The sequence below is a fragment of the Lapillicoccus sp. genome (genome assembly GCF_046595215.1).
Lineage (GTDB): Bacteria > Actinomycetota > Actinomycetes > Actinomycetales > Dermatophilaceae > Lapillicoccus.
In genome coordinates this window covers 1-15,390 of sequence record NZ_JBKJPP010000116.1, presented here as the reverse complement: position 1 = coordinate 15,390, position 15,390 = coordinate 1, and the positions used below count along the sequence as shown (strand labels likewise).

The 15,390-nt window shown below is 70.4% G+C and carries 12 protein-coding genes and 2 tRNA genes; 7 read left to right on the top strand and 7 right to left on the bottom strand.

What is annotated here, in order from left to right; all coding sequences use genetic code 11:
* The first annotated feature begins 461 nt into the window (after positions 1-461).
* Positions 462-2,276, top strand: coding sequence for a phosphoenolpyruvate carboxykinase (GTP) (locus tag ACLL9L_RS09400; RefSeq protein WP_411284387.1), 1,815 nt, complete (start codon positions 462-464; stop codon positions 2,274-2,276).
* Between the two features lie 82 nt (positions 2,277-2,358).
* Here the strand turns inward: ACLL9L_RS09400 and ACLL9L_RS09395 are convergent, their stop codons facing one another.
* On the bottom strand, positions 2,359-2,562 hold the full coding sequence (locus ACLL9L_RS09395) for a cold-shock protein (RefSeq protein WP_411284386.1): 204 nt from the start codon (positions 2,560-2,562) through the stop codon (positions 2,359-2,361).
* Between the two features lie 318 nt (positions 2,563-2,880).
* Here ACLL9L_RS09395 and ACLL9L_RS09390 point away from each other — a divergent pair, with 318 nt between their 5' ends.
* Both ACLL9L_RS09390 and ACLL9L_RS09385 read left to right on the top strand, forming a co-directional pair.
* Entirely contained in the window at positions 2,881-3,618 is a 738-nt protein-coding gene (locus tag ACLL9L_RS09390) for a response regulator transcription factor (protein ID WP_411284385.1), read from the top strand.
* 19 nt (positions 3,619-3,637) lie between these two features.
* Positions 3,638-5,167 carry a sensor histidine kinase gene (locus ACLL9L_RS09385; RefSeq protein ID WP_411284384.1) on the top strand — a complete coding sequence of 510 codons (1,530 nt, stop codon included), beginning with the start codon at positions 3,638-3,640 and terminating at the stop codon, positions 5,165-5,167.
* A gap of 49 nt (positions 5,168-5,216) precedes the next feature.
* On the opposite strand, the gene ACLL9L_RS09380 is transcribed toward ACLL9L_RS09385, so the two are convergent.
* Both ACLL9L_RS09380 and ACLL9L_RS09375 read right to left on the bottom strand, forming a co-directional pair.
* A complete protein-coding gene (locus ACLL9L_RS09380) occupies positions 5,217-6,542 on the bottom strand; it encodes an MFS transporter (protein ID WP_411284383.1) in 1,326 nt (441 codons plus the stop codon).
* Positions 6,543-6,740: 198 nt separating this feature from the next.
* Positions 6,741-7,307 (bottom strand): CGNR zinc finger domain-containing protein, encoded by a 567-nt coding sequence (locus ACLL9L_RS09375; RefSeq protein WP_411284382.1) that lies wholly within the window; start codon positions 7,305-7,307, stop codon positions 6,741-6,743.
* Between the two features lie 110 nt (positions 7,308-7,417).
* On the opposite strand from ACLL9L_RS09375, the gene ACLL9L_RS09370 reads away from it, so the two are divergent.
* A complete protein-coding gene (locus tag ACLL9L_RS09370) occupies positions 7,418-8,602 on the top strand; it encodes an MFS transporter (RefSeq protein WP_411284381.1) in 1,185 nt (394 codons plus the stop codon).
* Between the two features lie 99 nt (positions 8,603-8,701).
* Positions 8,702-8,905, top strand: a complete 204-nt coding sequence (locus ACLL9L_RS09365; RefSeq protein ID WP_411284380.1) for a hypothetical protein — start codon at positions 8,702-8,704, stop codon at positions 8,903-8,905.
* An 83-nt stretch (positions 8,906-8,988) separates the two neighbouring features.
* On the opposite strand, the gene ACLL9L_RS09360 is transcribed toward ACLL9L_RS09365, so the two are convergent.
* A tRNA-Ser gene (locus ACLL9L_RS09360) sits at positions 8,989-9,075 on the bottom strand.
* Positions 9,076-9,253: 178 nt separating this feature from the next.
* Between ACLL9L_RS09360 and ACLL9L_RS09355 the strand changes: the two genes are divergently transcribed.
* Positions 9,254-10,795 carry an LCP family protein gene (locus ACLL9L_RS09355; RefSeq protein ID WP_411284379.1) on the top strand — a complete coding sequence of 514 codons (1,542 nt, stop codon included), beginning with the start codon at positions 9,254-9,256 and terminating at the stop codon, positions 10,793-10,795.
* 50 nt (positions 10,796-10,845) lie between these two features.
* Here the strand turns inward: ACLL9L_RS09355 and folP are convergent, their stop codons facing one another.
* From folP to ACLL9L_RS09340, 3 genes are all read right to left on the bottom strand, one after another.
* Complete coding sequence (folP, locus tag ACLL9L_RS09350) at positions 10,846-11,769, bottom strand: dihydropteroate synthase (RefSeq protein ID WP_411284378.1); 924 nt, start codon at positions 11,767-11,769, stop codon at positions 10,846-10,848.
* Positions 11,770-11,844: 75 nt separating this feature from the next.
* Positions 11,845-11,934: transfer RNA gene (locus ACLL9L_RS09345), tRNA-Ser, on the bottom strand.
* Between the two features lie 212 nt (positions 11,935-12,146).
* Complete coding sequence (locus ACLL9L_RS09340) at positions 12,147-14,222, bottom strand: protease pro-enzyme activation domain-containing protein (protein ID WP_411284377.1); 2,076 nt, start codon at positions 14,220-14,222, stop codon at positions 12,147-12,149.
* A 463-nt stretch (positions 14,223-14,685) separates the two neighbouring features.
* On the opposite strand from ACLL9L_RS09340, the gene ACLL9L_RS09335 reads away from it, so the two are divergent.
* A partial coding sequence (locus ACLL9L_RS09335; protein ID WP_411284376.1) for a hypothetical protein occupies positions 14,686-15,390 on the top strand: 705 nt, incomplete at its 3' end.

Below are 15,390 nucleotides of genomic sequence, written 5' to 3'. Positions count from 1 at the left end.
TTCGAACCCCCAACCTTCTGATCCGTAGTCAGATGCTCTATCCGTTGAGCTACGGGCGCCGACGTCCCGTCGTCACCCAATGCGCAGGGGACAACGACGGGAAAGACTACCGTTTCCTTCGTCCCTGCACGAAATCGGTTCTCCGTGCTCCCCACGGACGGCGAGCACGCGGCATACCCCGATCGGTTTGAGCTCGGATACGTGCTTTCAGCCATCCTCAGCAAGATTCTGCAAGAAAGCGACAAGCCAGGGGCCCCACCCGTGAGTTGTGACTGGTCTCACCGCGGCCCCCGCGGCATCTGGCGTGCAGCCCACTGGCCACCGGCTACCTTGAAGTGATCACAGCGTCAGCGTGTCGGACTGTCGATCAAGGGGCTCTCCGTGCCGGGCGCGCGACCACTGCAGATCGCGGGACCTGCCCCCGAATGGGGCGGCCCGGGTGAAAGGGATGGCCACAGCAGATGACCACGACTCACAAACGACTCGCCGCCTGGGTTGACGAGATCGCCCGGCTGACCACCCCGGACCAGGTCCAGTGGGTCACCGGCTCCGAGCAGGAGTGGACGCAGCTCACGACGAAGCTCGTGGACGCGGGCACCTTCGTCCGGCTCAACGACGAGCTGAGGCCCAACTCGTTCTGGGCGGCGTCCGACCCCACCGATGTCGCCCGCGTGGAGGACCGCACCTTCATCTGCTCCGTCAAGGAGGAGGATGCCGGCCCCACGAACAACTGGATGGCCCCGGACGAGATGAAGAGCGTCATGCGTGAGCTCTACGCGGGGTCCATGAAGGGCCGCACGATGTATGTCATCCCCTTCGTCATGGGCCACCTCGACGCCGAGCACCCGATGTTCGGCGTCGAGATCACCGACTCCGAGTACGTCGTGGTCTCGATGCGCGTGATGTGCCGCTGCGGCGACACCATCCTGCGCCGGATGGAGGAGATCGACGCCGACTTCGTCCCGGCCCTGCACTCCATCGGCGCCCCGCTCGAGCCCGGCCAGGCGGACGTCACGTGGCCGTGCAACGACACGAAGTACATCGTCCAGTTCCCCGAGGAGCGGATGATCTGGTCCTACGGGTCGGGCTACGGCGGCAACGCACTGCTGGGCAAGAAGTGCTACGCCCTGCGCATCGCCTCGGCCGTCGCGCGTGACGAGGGCTGGCTCGCCGAGCACATGCTCATCCTCAAGCTCACCTCGCCCGAGCAGCAGGTCTACTACATCGCGGCCGCCTTCCCCAGCGCCTGCGGCAAGACCAATCTCGCCATGCTGGCCCCGACCGTCGCCGGCTGGACGGTCGAGACCCTCGGTGACGACATCGCCTGGATGCGCTTCGGTGAGGACGGTCGCCTGTATGCCGTGAACCCCGAGTTCGGCTTCTTCGGGGTGGCCCCCGGCACCAACGAGAAGACCAATCCCAACGCGATGCGCACCATGGACCAGGGCAACTCGATCTTCACCAACGTCGCGCTGACCGAAGACGGCGATATCTGGTGGGAGGGCCTGGAGAACACCCCGGCCCACGCGACGTCCTGGAAGGGCGAGGACTGGACCCCCGACTCAAACGAGCTTGCGGCGCACCCGAACTCGCGCTACTGCACGCCGATCGAGCAGTGCCCGATCCTCGCGCCGGAGTACGACAATCCCAACGGGGTGCCGATCTCGGCGATTTTCTTCGGTGGGCGGCGCAAGACGACCGTGCCGCTGGTCACGGAGGCCCGCGACTGGACCCACGGCACGTTCTTGGGCGCGACACTGTCGTCGGAGACGACGGCCGCAGCCACGGGGGAGGTCGGTGTCGTCCGCCGCGACCCGATGGCGATGCTGCCCTTCATCGGCTACAACGCCGGCGACTACCTAGGTCATTGGCTCAACCTCGGCAAGGGCGCCGACGCGGCCAGGCTGCCGCGGATCTTCTACGTCAACTGGTTCCGTCGCGACGAGGACGGCGGCTACCTCTGGCCGGGCTTCGGCGAGAACTCGCGGGTGCTGAAGTGGGCCATCGAGCGCATCGAGGGCAAGGCCGCCGCCGTCGAGACCGCCATCGGGCACGTGCCGACGCCTGAGTCGCTCGACACCGAGGGACTGGGCCTGTCCGACGCCGACATCCAGAAGGCCCTAGCCGTCGACGACGCTGAGTGGGCGGCCGAGATCCCTCAGATCCAGGAGTGGTTCGACAAGTTCGGCGACGATCTCCCGACCCAGCTCTGGAGCGAGCTCGACGCCCTCAAGGCCCGCGTCGGCGTGGAGCAGACCTCCCCCAAGGCGCGCTGACGCCCTCGGACGCAACGAAGCCCCCGACCTCGCGGGTCGGGGGCTTCGTCGGTGCTGAACGCGTCAGCGAAGGTGCACGATCTCAGATCGCGGTGACCTTCTCGGCCTGCGGGCCCTTCGGGCCCTGCGTGACCTCGAACTGAACGCGCTGGGCCTCGTCGAGGGAGCGGTAGCCGTTGGACTCGATGGCGGAGTAGTGGACGAACACGTCCGGACCGCCACCATCCTGCTCGATGAAGCCGAAGCCCTTCTCAGCGTTGAACCACTTCACGGTGCCTTGTGCCATGGGGATAACTCTTTCCTGATCAACCGGCGAGGTCCACAGGTCGTGGACCTCCAGCTGCGGTTTGGAACCCCCAACAGGCCCGGGCTGGGCCCGATGCCTAAAAAAGAAACCCGCGCGATGGCGGGCAAGTCTTCGTCGTGCGAGGAACTATAACTGCAACCGCGACAACGATAACAGAACGTGGGGTCTGTGCCCACCTCTCCGGTCACCCGATTGTGGCACCCGATGACGTCTCGAGACCGCTGCCACAGAACGTGCACAGGAAGAGCACAGGAATGCCATATGCCACCCCAAGCCTGGAGCGGCATTCTTGACATCATGAACAACGCACCGGCGAAGGCCCAGAAGCTTCAACGGCTCGACGGCACCCCGCCTCGGGTCCTGGTCGTCGATGACGAGCACAACCTCACCGAGCTGCTCAGCATGGCGCTGCGCTACGAGGGCTGGGAGGTCAAGTCGGCCGGCTCCGGCATGGCGGCCGTCCGGGCGGCCCGTGAGTTCGAGCCCGACGCCGTCGCCCTCGACATGATGCTGCCCGACATGGACGGCCTCGAGGTGCTGCGCCGGATGCGCGAGCACAACGACCGGATCCCGGTCCTGTTCCTCACCGCCCGCGACGCCGTCGAGGACCGCATCGCCGGGCTGACGGCCGGCGGCGACGACTACGTCACCAAGCCGTTCAGCCTCGAGGAGGTCGTCGCCCGGCTCCGCGCCCTGATGCGCCGGACCGCGGTCATGGCCACGCAGGACGAGGACTCGACGCTCGTCGTCGGCGACCTCAGCCTCGACGAGGACAGCCACGAGGTCATCCGCGGCGGTGACGCCATCAACCTCACGGCCACCGAGTTCGAGCTGCTGCGCTACCTCATGCGCAACCCCAAGCGGGTGCTGTCCAAGGCGCAGATCCTCGACCGGGTCTGGAACTACGACTTCGGCGGCCAGGCCAACGTCGTGGAGCTCTACATCTCCTACCTGCGGAAGAAGGTCGACGCCGGCCGTGAGCCGATGATCCACACCATGCGGGGGGTGGGCTACGTCCTCAAGCCCACCGTCTGAGCCGCCGGACCAACCCGCCATGACCGACGTCGGTATGCCGTCTCCCCCACCGCAGCCGGTGGTCGCCCCGGCGCGTGCGGGGCGCTCCCGCCTGCCGAGCTGGCGATCGCCGTCGGCGTGGACGCTGCGCGCCAAGCTCGTCGCGTCGGTGCTCGGCCTCTTCGCCGTCATCAGCGTCGCGTCCGGTGCCTTCACCGTCGTCGCCCTCGACACGTTCCTCACCCGACAGGTGGACGCCCAGCTCCAGAGCTCCATCGACCGGTTCGACCACGGCTCGGGGCAGCCACCCTCGGACGATGCCGGCCGGCGAGGCCCGGGCGACCAAGGGCTGCAGGCCTATCTCAGCACCACCGGCGCCTTCGTCTCGCTGGGCACGGCATCCGATCGCACGAGCGGCCTCGTCGCCCTGACGAGCGCCGAGCTGGCCGCGCTCGCAGGGGCAGGTCTGCCTCCCGAGCCCACCACCATCCAGCTCGGGGGCCGTCTGGGCTCCTACCGGGTCCTCGCCAAGCAGGGCCAGGTCGTGACCCGGGACGGCGCCGTCTTCCCCGCCGTCGTCGTGGTCGGTCTGCCCCGAGCGTCACAGGAGGCGACGATCGGCAACATGGTCCGGATCGCCGCCGCCGGGATCATCGTCGGCCTCGTCGGGGTCGGCCTCGCCGGCACCTGGCTGGTCCGCCGCAACCTCAAGCCGCTCGACCGGGTCGCGGCCACCGCGACCCGCGTCGCCCACCTGCCGCTGGACACCGGCAGCGTGGCGCTGGCCGAGCGCGTGCCCGCCGCGGACACCGACACCCGCACCGAGGTGGGGCAGGTCGGTGCCGCCCTCAACAACATGCTCGAGCACATCGACGAGGCGCTCAACGCCCGCCACCAGAGCGAGCAGCGGGTGCGCCAGTTCGTCGCCGACGCCAGCCACGAGCTGCGCACGCCGTTGGCCTCGATCCGCGGATACGCCGAGCTGACGCGCAAGGAGCCCGAGCCGATCCCGGCCACCGTGAGCCACGCCCTGGCGCGGGTCGAGTCCGAGGCGATGCGGATGTCGTCCCTCGTCGACGACCTGCTGCTGCTGGCCCGGATCGATGCGGGTCGCCCGCTCGACGAGGAGGAGGTCGACCTGTCCGAGATGGTCGTCAACGCGGTCAGTGACGCCCATGCGGCCTCGCCTGCCCACTCGTGGCAGCTCGACCTGCCGGACGACCCGGTGGAGGTCCGCGGTGACCCGGCCCGGCTGCACCAGATCGTCGCCAACCTGCTGGCCAACGCCCGCACCCATACCGCGCCGGGGACGACGGTCCGCACCCAGCTCGCCCGGGAGGGTGACCGGGTCCGGATCAGCGTGCAGGACAACGGCCCGGGCGTCCCGGCAGAACTGCAGCAGAACGTCTTCCAGCGGTTCGCCCGCGGTGACACCTCCCGCAACCGAGCGGCCGGCAGCACCGGCCTGGGCCTGTCCATCGTCGCGGCCGTCGCCCAGGCCCATGGCGGCACCGTCGAGCTGGCGAGCAGCCCCGGCGACACGACCTTCTCGGTCCTGCTCCCCGCCTGACCCGGGTCGAGCGACGGGACACAGCGGCGCCAGGTCGTCAATCCCCCGCTCACCCGTCCATGTGGGTCCCGTCATTGGTCCCGGGCGTCTTCGGCTCGGACCCGGGTGTCGTCGGCTCCGCCGCCGGCCGCTGGGCCGGGGCGCGGAGCCGGCCGTAGACGGCGACGGCCGGGGCCAGCACCAGGGCGCTGACGACCAGGGCGGTCGGCGTCGAGGTGCGGTTCGCAAGGATGCCGAGCGGGGGCCCGCCGACGACCTGACCGATGGCGTCCACCTGGCCGTTCATCGAGATCACCGTCGCCCGCGAGCGCGAGTCCAGGTGTCGGTTGAGCCACGCCGACCGGATCGGCGCCGCCAGCGCGCCCGCGGCGTCCCGACCCCACACCGCGGCCAACGCGAGCCACAGGTTCCCCAGGAGCGCCACCCCGGCGACCGCGACGACCTGCACCGCGACGAGGGAGGCGAGGAGCCAGTTGGGGTGCATCGCCCGGACCAACCCCGGCGCCGCCCGGTTCACCACGAGGGAGACGACCAGCGAGAACAGCGTCCCGATGAGTGAGAAGGCGGTGAACCAGACCACCGGACCGCTGAGCCCCCACAGGCTGGGCAGGATGAAGTCGGAGAGGACCCGCACGGACCAGAGCCGGTCGAAGGCCTCACTCGAGAGCCCCACGACCAGGGTGACGAGGAAGAACGAGCGCACGACCGGGCGACGCCGGGCCACGGAGAGGCCGTCGCGCAGGGTGTCCACCATGCTCGCCATGCTCTCGCGGTCCTCCCGGGGGGTCCGCTGGAAGTTCTCCTCCGGCATGACCAGCAGCAGGACGACCGCGAGGACGAGGAAACCGGCACCTGCCACCACCATCGGCAGGCGCAGGGAGACCAGGCCCAGCAGGCCGGCAAGCACGGTGGCGACCACGGTCAGGCCCAGGCGCAGCTGCTGCTCCCGGGTGAACACCCGGGCGACCTGGTCCTCGCCGATCTCGTCGATGATCCACGCCTCGTCCGCGCCGGACGTGAAGGTGTAGCCGAGTCCCCAGATCACCTGGGCCGCGAGGACGGCGGTGATCGTCGGGACCAGCCCCTGCAGGAGGACGGCGAGCCCGATGAGGACCACGCCGATGATGACGGACAGCCGCCGGCTCCAGAGGTCCGCGACGATGCCCGTAGGCACCTCGAAGAGGAAGCAGGTCGCCTCGAGGACGGTGCCGACGAGGACCATCTCCAGCGGGCTCAGCCCGACGACGGTGAAGTAGTAGACCTGACTGAGGGTGAAGGCCAGGACGAAGAAGCAGGACGACCCGGCGCCCAGCAGGTAGTAGGTGCGGGTGGCATCCGCGGGGCGCAGCGGGCGCCAGAGCAGGGAGGACAGCACGGACGGCTCCTGGGATGGTCACGGGACCAGCGGGTGGGCACGCGTGATCGACACGGTCGATCAGGTGGATGCGTGACGTGCCTCGGCGGCGCGCTTTCAGGAGGGGGCTGACATGGTCTCGACGGTAGGGCACCGCAGGTGCAGGCCACCAGCCAGCTACCCGTATGCCGTGCCGCGGCGGGCCACGTCGCCCGCGCCTCAGCCCTGGCGGGAGCGGTGCGCCGCGGCCTTGACCCGGCTCTGGCAGCGGGCCGAGCAGAACCGGCGGGTGCCGTTCTTCGACTCGTCCACGTAGACCCGGTCGCAGCTCGGCGCGTCGCACACGCCGAGTCGACCGGCCAGGTCGCTGCCAAGTGCGAGCGCCAACGCCGAGGCGCATCCGGCGGCCCAGCCGACGACGAGCGAGTCGTCGGCGCCGTGGAAGTGCAGGCTCCACCGGCCGTCGGGGAACTTGTCGAGCTGCGGTCGGGCCTGCGTCGTGGCGAGGAGCGCGTTGACCCGGGCCGCCGCACCGTCGAGGTGCCCCTCGTCGGCCGACTCGAACACGGCTCGCAGGTCCGCCGCGGTGCCGACGAACCGGTCCGCCTCGTCCTGGGTCACGCGGGGGGGCCGGCCGCTGCCCGAGAGCGCCTCGGCGACCACCCCGACCCGAGAGCGGCCGAGCGGGACCTCGACGGTCCGCGCGCCGACCTGACCGGGGGTCAGCTCGTTGACCAGTCGCACGGCCACCGTCAGCAGGGCCAGCACATGACTATCGAAGTTCACTTGACCAGTCACTCTTTCTCTGTCTAGCCTTCACCCATCATGACTGATCATACGCACTTCACCAGTCACGCGGCATACTCGCGCCGTGAGCAGCGATGGGGGCCGCGCCGATGACCGCTCCTCGGGTCCGGGACCTCCCGCCGGCGATCTGGGCCCTCACCCTCGCGAGAGCGGTCAACCGGCTCGGCGCCTTCACCCTGCCCTTCCTCGGCGTCGTCCTGACGGCCGAGCTCGGCGCCTCGGTCACCACGGCCGGCCGGTTGCTCGCCCTCTTCGGGATGGCGACGATCCCGTCCCGGCTCGTCGGCGGCGCCCTTGCCGACCGGATCGGGCGGACGCCGACGATCTGCGCCGGACTCGTCGGGTGTGCCGCCGCCCAGCTCTGGCTCGCGGCGAGCCACACGCTGGGCTCGGCGGCGGTCGCCGTGGTCGTCCTCGGACTCTTCTTCGAGCTCTACGAGCCGCCGAGCCAGGCGATCATCGCCGACCTCACCGACGCGCAGGCGCGCCCGCTCGCCTTCGGGCTGCTCGCCTCGGCGATGGCCGCTGCCGGGGTCGCCGCCGGGCTGCTCGCCTCCTGGCTCGGCGGGATCAACCTGCGCTGGCTTCTCGTCGCCGACGCCGCCAGCTGCCTGCTCTGCGCTGCCACCGTGTGGTTCGTCGTCCGCGCCGGCATCCACGAGGCCACCGGTAGCAGCGCCGTCGAGGCCGCAGGGGCATGGCGCGACCGACGCCTGCTCCTCATGCTCGCAGCGGGGACCGGCTTCGCGATCCTCTACCTCCAGATCACGATGGCCCTGCCGCTGACGCTGCCGGCGCGCGGGCTGCCTGCCGCGCAGGCCGGCATCCTCTTCACCGTCTCGGCCGTGACCATCGTCGCCGGCCAGCCCCTGCTGCGCTGGCGGCGACTCCGCGACCGGTCCAGCTTCGAGGCGATGACGATCGGGTATGCCGTCCTGGCCGTCGGTCTCGCCGCCAACGGCCTGGCCACGACGTTGCCGGGCTTCATCGTCGCCACCCTGTTCTGGAGTGTCGGCGACCTCCTGCTCCTCGGCCACTCGTGGAGCATCGTCTCCGAGCTCGCCCCGGAGCGCGCGCGGGGCAGCTACCTGGCCGTCTTCGGAGTGTCCTGGGGCATCGCCGCGGTCATCGCGCCGCTCCTGGGGACCCAGCTCCTGGCGCACGGTGGCCCGGCCCTGCTCTGGATGAGCCTCGCCGGAGCAGCCGTGCTCCTTGCCGCCGTCCAGCCCGGCCTTGCGAGGCAGGTCCGGCCAGCGAACGCGAGCGGGAGGTGAGCGGGAGGCGAGCGGGCCCGTGGCCACGGTGGCCAACACCGCCGCGAACCGGGCCTGGACGTTCGGGGTGCGCGGCGGGCAGGGACTCGCCCGCCCCGCGTGCAGGCGTTGGCAACCTTCGCGATCACGTGGGCGACGAGCAGCGGGGCCCTGGCCCTGCTGGCCGCATACTTGCCGCACACGTCGACAACGGCAGACGTCCTGGTGGTGGCCGTGGCGAACGTGCTGTCGACGGCGGTGCGCTTCCTGGCGATGCGGCGCTGGATCTTCCATGGCGCGCACGCCCGGTCGATGACCGACTGAGCCACCCGGCATACCAGGTCTGACGCGTCCCCACCGGGTGCAGGGCCCCCGGGACGGCCTTGGGGACCCTGCGCTCGATGCTGCGGAGGCGGCGAGATTTGAACTCGCGAGGGGTGTTATCCCCAACCCGCTTAGCAGGCGGGCGCACTAGGCCACTATGCGACGCCTCCAGCGCCTGACCCTCGCGGTGACCAGGAGCGAGCACAGGCTACCGGCGCGACGAGGAGTTGACCAAAACCGCGGCGCGGACCACGCCGAGGTGGCTACGCGCATCGTGCGAGGTGGGGGGCTCCGAGACGTGGACGGTATGCTCCGAAACTCATGCAGGACGACTGACGAGAGGCCCGAATGTCCGCCGACGACCGGGGCAGGCAGACCCAGGGCAACCGCGCCCTGCAGCGTCAGGCCGTGAGCCGCCAGGGTCGACGGTCGCTGGGACTGACTGCCCTGGCGCTCATCCCGGGCGCCGGCCTGACCCGCACCCGCTACCGCCGTTTCGGCTGGGTCCTGCTGGTGCTGTTCGTCCTCGGCGTCGTCGCCCTCGGTCTGCTCGTCGTCGGCAGGGGCGTGATGACGACGGCCCTGTCGGTCGCCGTGCAGCCCGACCTCCTGTTGACCATCGCCGGTGTCGCCGTCCTCCTCGCCCTGGTCTGGATCTTCTCGATCATCTTGACCCACCGCGGGTCCGAGCCGTCCGGGGCCGATACGGCCCAGCGGGTGGGTCTGCGGTTCTTCACCGCCCTGGTGTGCCTGATCGTGGCGGCCCCGACGGTGCAGCTCGTGCGCTATGTCGCCATCCAGCGCGACGTCGTGGGCACCGTCTTCGCCGGTGGCAACACCCCGAGCAAGATCAACCCGACCGGGGCGAAGCCGAACCAGACGGAAAAGGACTCCTGGAAGGGCGTGCCCCGGGTCAACATGCTGCTGATCGGCTCGGACGCCGGCAACGACCGCCTGGGCATCCGCACCGACTCGATGGTCGTCGCCAGCCTCGACACGAAGACCGGCAACACGGTGCTCATCAGCATCCCCCGCAACCTCCAGCGGGCGCCCTTCCCCTTCAGCAGCCCGCTCTACTCGATGTTCCCCAGCGGCTACTACTGCCCCCAGGCCAAGCCCGGGGAGGAATGCCTCATCAACGCGATCTGGAACCTTGCGGTCGAGAACAAGGCCTTGTTCAAGAACGACCCCGACCCGGGTCTGACGGCGATCCGCGGCGTCATCGGCGAGGTGACCGGTCTGAGCATCGACTACTCGACCGTGATCGACCTCACCGGTTTCGAGTCGCTGGTCGACGCCATGGGTGGCGTGCGGATCAATGTCACGGAGCGGCTGCCGATCAACGGGTACCACTTGGGCAACGGCGCGCTGGCCGGTGTGGAGGGCTGGATCGAGCCGGGCAACCAGGTGCTCGACGGGCACAAGGCCCTCTGGTTCGCCCGGTCGCGCCTCACCACCGACGATTTCTCCCGGATGCGCCGCCAGCGCTGTCTGATCGGGACCATCCTCGACCAGGTCAACCCGACGACCATGCTCAGCAAGTACCCAGAGCTCGCGCAGGTCGCCAAGGACAACATCACCACCGATGTGCGCATGGCCGACCTGCCGGCCTGGGTCGACCTCGTCCAACGGGTGCAGAAGGGCTCGATCAGCTCCCTGACGTTCACCGAGGACAACATCAACACGACCCGCCCCGACTTCGACAAGATCCGCGCCCTGGTCGACGCCGCCATCAACCCCCCCGCGCCCGAGAGCACGCCGACGCCCGGCACGTCGAGCACGCCGTCGAACGCCACCACGACGCCCAGCGAGACCACGACCACCCCCAGCGGCACGACCACCCGGACCCCGGACGGAAGCGTCGCCGTCAACGTGCGCCAGGCCTGCTGACCCCACACGTTCGGGGGACCGCCCCAGGGCATGCCCCGATCCGGACGGAGTCAGCTTCTGCGCACGCCCCGGACGGCGAGCAGCGGGGCACGGTCGCCCCTGATCGTCGCGACCATGTCGACGAGGCGGCGCGTCGCCCGCACGTCGTGGGCACGAAAGACGGTGGCGCCCAGCCAGGCGGCGATGGCGGTGGCCGCGAGGCTGCCCTCAAGCCGCTCCTCGGCCGGGAGGTCGAGGCTCTCGCCGACGAAATCCTTGCGAGACAACGCCTGCAGCACCGGGAAGCCGAGCGCGACGATGTCCGCGGTGTGCCGCAGGACCTCGAGCGAGTGGGCCGTCGTCTTGCCGAAGTCGAGCGTCGGGTCGACCAGGATCGCCTCCCGGTCCACGCCCGCGGCCTGAGCGGTGGCGGCTCCCGCACTCAGGGTCCGGATCACGTCCCGGACGACGTCGAGCCGGTCGGGTCCGTAGCTGACGTCGACCGGGTCCGTCCTCGGCGCCAGACCGCCGGTGTGCGAGATGACGATGCCGGCACCGATCTCGGCGGCGACGTGGACGAGCCGGGGGTCGTGCCCGGCCCAGGTGTCGTTGACGAGGTCCAGCCCGAGCGGCGCGGCGGCCCGGGCCACCTCGGATCGCCAGGTGTCGAGGCTGAGGATGAGCTCGGGGTAGGAGCCTCGAGCGTGCTCGAGGAAGGGCAGGACCCGGGCGATCTCCTCATCGGCGGAGACGACCTCACCCTCGGCCCCGGCACGGACCCCGCCGACGTCGACGATGTCGGCGCCGAGGTCCACGGCTGCGGCGAGCGCCTCCTTAGCGGACCCGAGTCCGGCGTGCCGGTTGCCGGAGAAGAAGGAGTCGGGCGTGCGGTTGATGATGGCCATGACCGCAGGGTGGCCCGCGTCGAAGGTGCGGCCGCCAAGCACGAGCGCGGTGGGCCGGGGCAGGTCTGGCTCGCTCAGGGTCTCGGGCACCGGCCCATCGTGTCACCCGGGTCCGGGCGGACCCGGACCCGAGCGTGAGCTCCGGGCAAGGCCCGGGACGCCACGTGGCGGAGGGCGTGGGATTCGAACCCACGATGGGTGTGACCCCATAGCGGTTTTCAAGACCGCCGCACTCGGCCACTATGCGAGCCCTCCTGAACTGCCCGTCTTCCGGCTTGGTTCGTCACCGGTGCCGGTCCTCGCGCAGTGCTGGCCCAGTGTCCCAGACCGCGCCGCGCGGCGCACGCCCCCTCGTGACGGCGCCGGGACGAGCGAGGGGCTGGTGCGGCCTACACGCCAGCCCCTCACGACCCACCTGCAGATCCCCCGCAGGTCAGTCAGCCGTCGATTCAGTCGGTCATCGCCGTTCAGGAGGCCGGGCTGGGCCCGTGCGTCCGGCCACCCTGACCCGGCGTGCCGGTGAGGGCGCCCGCCGCCGCGCCGCCAGCCATCCGCACCAAGAAGGAGACCCCGTTGGGACTGCCGACGCCGGTGACGTCGTCGTAGCCGGGACGGGTGTAGATCGTCCCTGTCTGGCCCAGCGTGCGCAGCGACGTCCTCAGGCCCGCCGAACTGTCGAAGCCGTTGACGTAGTCGACCCGGACGACGGCGTCCGTAACGGCCCGGCCGTGGTTGACGTCCCGGAAGGCGTCGGTGCCGACCAGCTTGTACATCCGCGGGTTGAGGAACCCGAGGCTGCCACCCTTGACCTGGTTGCCGACCGCGACCACCCCGGCGAGGAGCGGGCTGGACAGCGACGTCCCCCCGATGCGGTACTCCGAGTATTGCTGGGACTGGTCCGGGAACGTCTGCGTCTGACCGACGAGGAAGCCGGTCTGCGGGTCACCGACCATCGCCACGTCCGGGACGGCCCGGTGGGCGCCCGTGCCGAAGTAGTTGGCGATCGCCGCGGGCACGACACCCTTCTGGTAACCCGGCTGCTGGAAGAGCTTGCTTGTGCCACCTCCACCGCCATAGAGGTATGCCGGGGGCACCGGGCCCCACTGCCCGTTGGTCAGGATCGACTTGCCCGTGCCCCAACCCTGCTCGAAGCCGTAGCCGTTGGTCTTCGTCACGGCCAGCGCCGTGCCGCCGACTGCGGTGACGAAGGGGTCGGAGGCCTCGTAGTCGACCTGACGCGATCCCGTGTTGGCGATCTCGTCGCCGCTGTCGCCGGAGGAGAAGAGCAGGCTGACACCCTGCGCCGCTGCCTGGAGGGCGGACTGGTGCTCGGCCTGGACCTCGGCCGTGGTGCTCGGCTCGCCCACCGACCCGTAGGAGTTGGTGATGACCTGGGCGAGGTCGTTGTCGAGCACGGAGTTGACCGCCGCCACGAGGTCGGCGTTCTGGCAGCTCGACGCGCCGACGTAGAGGATGTTCGCGGCCGGGGCCATGGCGTGGACGGCCTCGACGTCGAGGGTCTCCTCGCCGTACCAGCCGGAGGCGCCGCACTCGTCGGCGAAGGTGAAGGTCGCCGGGGGCGACTGGTTGAACTGGTAACCGCGCAGCGGGTGCCGCGGGTCGTTGCGCTTCGCGTACGTTGTCGCGTCCGCGAGGATGGTCGGCGAGGCGTAGGCGTCCACCACGGCCACCGTCGCGCCGCGTCCGTCGTAGCCGGCGCCCAGGGCCTGGTCGACGCCGTAGGCGCCCCGCAGCTGCGGCGGCTTGTAGCCGCAGGGGGCGTAGGTCTGCGGGTTCGGGACGAGCTGCGGCAGGCCAGTCGCCGGTTTCTCGCCGAAGTAGGCCGAGCAGGGGGTGGCGTTCCTGAAGACCGGGCCCGGAGGGGGCAGCGTGTCGTTGGGCTTTGTCGTGCTCGGGGCGATCGAGGCCAGCTTCTTGACCTGGCTCGGCTGGGACTCCGGCCCCCCGACGTGGTTGGGGTGGGCCTGGAGGGAGGAGTCCAGACCGGCCACGCCCGCGATGAGGGGAGCCACCGCGGAGGGCACCGTGGTGTCCGCGCTGGGGGCGGTCACCTGCGCGCCGTCCTTGGCGAACGTTGCCAGCTGGGAACCGAAGGCGGCGTTGACGGCGGCGACGGACCCGTCGAAGGTGATGAACCGGTGGTTGGCCGGGGAGCCGGTCACGGTGAAACCGCTGCTGCTGAGCCACGCCGAGACGGTGTCGGCGTCGGCGTCGGTCGGCGCGAACCGGCCGCGCCACTGCGCGGAGGTGAGGTAGGCGCCGCTGTCCGTGCCGTCCGGTGACGAGACGGCGGTCGCCAGGGCCTCTGCTCCCGCCGCGTCCCTGAGGTTGAGCACCATCGACAGGTGGAGCGTCCCCGACGATGGCGGCGCACCGGTGCGCTGGGTGCTCGCCGCCCACGCGGGCGCCTTGGTGATGACCTTGCGGCCCCCGGCATCGGCCTGGGCAAGGCCTGCCGAGGCAAGCGTGAGGCCAACGCAGACGACTGAGCCGAGAGCGGCCCGTCCCCCAATTCTGTTCACGTGGTTCTCCTCCGTGTGTCAGGTCCGCCCGGAGCCGGGCATCTGCGCAGTCTCTCCCGCAGATCGGCTTGCCGCCAGTCGAAATGACAACGAATTTTGTTGTGCACCAACACCTTCGCAGCAGATGCTCAGGCTACGTGCGGACAACACCCAGCAGACCCTCACCCAAGGTGTCCTACCGGTGCGGCGCTGCCGGTTCTCCGTAAACCCCCGTCGACGGATCCAGCAGCGCCGCACCTTCCTCCGGTGACTCCCCGACGGGCACCGGCGAAGGCGTCAGGCGCCCCCGGCGCGCCTGACAACCCCAAGGAGTCGCGCGGCCGCCTCCCTGATACCTCCACCCGAAAAAGAAAAAGATCCGGTCCGGATGTATCAGCGCAACGGTCAGGTCCTCCCCATCGCTGAGCGAGAGTCCTACGCTCGGACACGAGCAGGGGCCAACCTGACGAGGAGAGTCGAGACGATGGCATATCGGACCGCGCCGCGAGACCCACGGCCCCAGGAACAGCTCGACCGCGCGCCGGCCCCACCCATCTCCAGCGACGCCCTGAGCCGGTATCGCGCCAACGTCCTGCACCCGGACCGGGACACGGACTTACAGGGCCGCCGGCCGAACCCCACGGCATACGTCGCGGACCAGCTCCTCGTCCAGGGGTCCGGCGGTGGGACCGCTCTCGAGGCGCTCGTCGAGGCCGCGAAGGCGACCGGCCACTCCATCGGGACGTCCGTGACAGCGCAGGACAAGCGCCGGGACTACGTGAGCAGCCTCGGTAGGACAGCCCTGGAGGAACTCGCGGCCAAGGTATGGGTGACCCGTTTCCACCTCCAGCAGGACCCGTCGTCGACCAAGCCCGCCCCCGACGCGTGGGCCGTGCTCCAGAAGTACCGCGAGCTCGCCGATCCGACCCCCGGCTTCCGGGTGGGGCTGAACCACCTCATCACCCTCACCGCCCCCGGCGGCATCGTCGGGGCCCCCTACTTCTCCGGTCCCGGCATCCCGGGCGCTCCCTACTTCTCGGGACCCGGGACCGACGGCTCGCCGTACTTCTCGGGCCCGGGGGACGGACTGCCCTACTTCTCGGGACCCGGCCTCGGGGGTCGTGCCCCGGTCACCTGGCTGGGACGGCCGCCAGCACCAGCGCCGACCTCCACGGCGGGGCGCCGCCCC